A 2790-nucleotide genomic window follows, 5' to 3' on the forward strand; every position below is an offset into this window, starting at 1 on the left:
GTGGGTTGTCACGGATGGGCCCCGGCGGGCGGCGGTGAGTTCGTTCGGTATCAGTGGGACCAACGCACACGCCATCATCGAACAAGCCCCCCGACACCACCCCACCCCGCGGCGCGTAACACCGAAGCCCGCCAGGCGGCAGGGTGAGTACTACTGGTGGCCGCGGCATGAGCGGCAGCCCGAGCTCGTCGCGTCCCCCGAGCCGGGCTGCTACCGGACACGCTGGCAGAACATCGGCCGCCCCGCACCCACACGCGCCCGAGGCCGCTGGCTGCTGCTCGGCGACGACACGGTAACCGCCGCACGGCTGCGCGACCGGCTGGAGCGCGACGGCGCACACGTCCTGGTGGTCGGCCGCCGCGACGAGGAGCACCCATGGCCCATGGACGCGGTGCGCGACGCGCTCGCCGACGAGGCGGTCGACACGGTGGTGTGCCTGACCGCCGGAGCCGGGCCCTCGGCCACCGCCGTGGATGAGGACGGCGAAGCGGCGCTGTCCCGTGTGCTCCGTACCTCGACGGCGGTGCTCGACCTCACTCGCACCCTGGCCCGCCTGCGCCCCTCGGCCCAGCTGGTGCTGGTCACCCACGGCGGCCGGGCGGGCGAGGGGACGCCGGAGCGGGCCGCGCTGTGGGGGCTCGCACGCGTCATCAGCAGCGAGCATCCGGAGCTGCGCTGCCGCCGGATCGACCTCACGGCCGGGGACGACGAGGCGCTGGCGGACGAGCTGGCGGCGTCCGACGCTTCCGAGGACGAGATAGCGCTCCATGAGGGGATGCGCCACGCGGCCCGGCTGGTGGAGCGCCGGCCCGGCACCGAGGCGGACACGGTCGGTCGGCGCGAGCCCGTCGTGCGGCGCGATGGCACGTACCTCATCACCGGCGGTGGTGGGGCGCTGGGGTTGCACTGCGCGCGGTGGCTGGTGGACGGCGGGGCCCGGCAGGTGTTCCTGACCGGGCGCTCGCACCGCCCGCCACCCGCCGCCGAGCGGGCCATGGCCGAGCTGAGTGGCAACGGTGTGCTGGTCTCCTATATCCCGGCCGATGTGTCCCGGGCGGCCGACTGCGACAGGGTCTTCGACCAACTCGGCTCGACCGGCGCCCCATTGCACGGCGTCATCCACGCGGCCGGTGTCCTCGACGACAGCCTCCTCCTGCACACCGGCCACGACCAACTGGCCCGTGTGCTCAGCCCCAAAGTGGCCGGAGGGTGGAATGTGCACCGCGCCGCGCTACGCCGGGACCAGCCGCTGGACTTCCTCGTCTTCTTCTCCTCCCAGGCCACGATGCTGGGCACCGTCGGCCAGGGCGCATACGCGGCGGCCAACGCCTATCTGGACGGACTCGCCGAGTACGGCCAGGCCATGGGGCTGCCCGCGCTGAGCGTCGCATGGGGCCCGTGGACGGGCGCCGGGATGGCCGGGCGGGCTCCCGACTCCGCCAGGACCCTGTGGGAATCCTCCGGGATCGGGATGATCGACCCGGCCCACGGGCTGGCGTCGCTGGAGCGACTCATCCATGACCGTGCCCCGTCCACCGTATGCGTATCCGTGGACTGGCGGCGGTACGCACACCATATGGGCGGGCGCACACCTGCCCGGCTGCGCGGTCTCGCGCGGCCGGAAGCCGTGACACGGCCGACGGACGAGGACGTGGCGGCGGTGCTCGAGCGTGAGCTGCGGCAAGTGCTGAGACTGCGCCCGCAGACCCCCGTCGACGCGGACCGGCCGCTGATGGAGCTGGGGCTGGACTCCGCACTCGCGGTCGAGCTGCGCAACCGGCTCACCGGCGAACTCGGCATTCCGCTCAGCACCACCGTGACGTTCGAACACCCCACGGTCGCGGACCTCACGGAACATCTGCGCGCTGGTGGCGACACCGAGATATGCGAGCGAGCCACACCCGCCGCCGTGCCCCGGCCCACCGCGCGCCGGGCAGCCCCACCCGCCCCGGAACCGATCAGGGTCAAGGAGCCGGCGCCGGTGGATGGTGGCGAGGATGCCGTGGCCATCGTCGGCATGGCGTGCCGGTTCCCCGGCGGCGCCGACAACATAGCCTCCTACTGGCAACTGCTGCGTGAGGGCCGCGACGCGATCGTCGACGTACCGCCGGACCGCTGGCGGCCGGAGGATCTGCCCGGCCGGAACGGCGAACCGCCCGACGGTCCGCTGCGCCGGGGCGGCTTCCTCACCGAACCCGTTGACGCCTTCGACGCGGACTTCTTCGGCCTCAGCACGCACGAGGCGCAGCGTCTGGATCCGCAGCAGCGTCTGCTGCTGGAGACGGCGTGGGAGGCGCTCGCGGACGCGGCCGTCGTGCCCCACCAGCTCGTCGGCCGCCAGGGTGGTGTCTTCCTCTCCCTCTACTACAACGACTACGCCCAACTCGCCGCGGAGGCCGGGGTGTCCGACGCGTTCAGCAGCCTCGGCAACCTCAACAGCCTCGCCGCGGGCCGCCTCTCCTACGCGCTCGGCCTGCACGGCCCGAGCCTCGTCGTCGACACCGCCTGCTCCTCCTCCCTCGTCGCGCTCCACATGGCGCGGCAGAGCCTGTTGCGGGGAGAGTGCGACATCGCCTTCGCGGGCGGGGCCAGTCTGATGCTCACCCCAGGTGCCTCGGTGGCGCTCAGCCAGATGCAGGCGGTTGCCGCGGACGGCCGGTGCAAGACCTTCGATGCTTCCGCTGATGGCTTCGGCCGTGGTGAGGGTGTGGGGGTGGTGGTGTTGCGGCGGTTGTCGGATGCGTTGGTGGCGGGGGATGTGGTGCATGGGGTGGTGCGTGGTTCGGGGGT

1 protein-coding gene is annotated in these 2790 nt (G+C 72.8%); it reads left to right on the top strand.

All coding sequences use genetic code 11. The features are described 5' to 3' along the window. Positions 1-34: 34 nt before the first annotated feature. A partial coding sequence (locus AB0E24_RS45890) for an SDR family NAD(P)-dependent oxidoreductase (protein ID WP_359386022.1) occupies positions 35-2790 on the top strand: 2756 nt, incomplete at its 3' end.

This window comes from Streptomyces malaysiensis subsp. malaysiensis, assembly GCF_040653035.1.
GTDB lineage: Bacteria > Actinomycetota > Actinomycetes > Streptomycetales > Streptomycetaceae > Streptomyces > Streptomyces malaysiensis.